Origin of the sequence: Flavobacterium sp. Leaf359 (assembly GCF_001423985.1) — a bacterium.
Classification (GTDB): domain Bacteria; phylum Bacteroidota; class Bacteroidia; order Flavobacteriales; family Flavobacteriaceae; genus Flavobacterium; species Flavobacterium lindanitolerans.
On sequence record NZ_LMPW01000010.1, the window covers coordinates 200,404 to 200,762 of the forward strand.

General features: G+C 48.5%; 1 protein-coding gene. It reads left to right on the forward strand.

Going from position 1 to position 359, the window contains the following annotated elements:
• Window positions 1–359 (forward strand): hypothetical protein (locus ASG38_RS17975; protein ID WP_162239659.1); only part of this gene is annotated, 359 nt, incomplete at both ends.

Genomic DNA, 359 nt, shown 5'->3' on the forward strand with positions numbered 1-359 from the left:
GAGCTCCGACCTTAGTACGCAAGGTTTCAATATCTGCGTCCGTTCTTTCCCAAAACCTTCAAACGACAGTTGTGCTGCGGCAGTACAGCTCACGCCGGGTACTTCCTGCGTGGATACCGTTGGCACTTTTAGCGGATCGCTTTTGAACGGAGCAGTTCCTACATGCGCTAACACCAGCAGCCAGGATGTTTGGTACCGTTTTACGGCAACGGAACAGACCATGTCCGTTAACCTGTCCAGGGCATCAACGAACTCGACAATGTATCTTGCGATGGAACTTTATGAAGATAGTTGCACTGGAAACTTATTCAAGTGTGTGGCATGGACCACGAATGTGTCTACCTATTTCAATAATGACT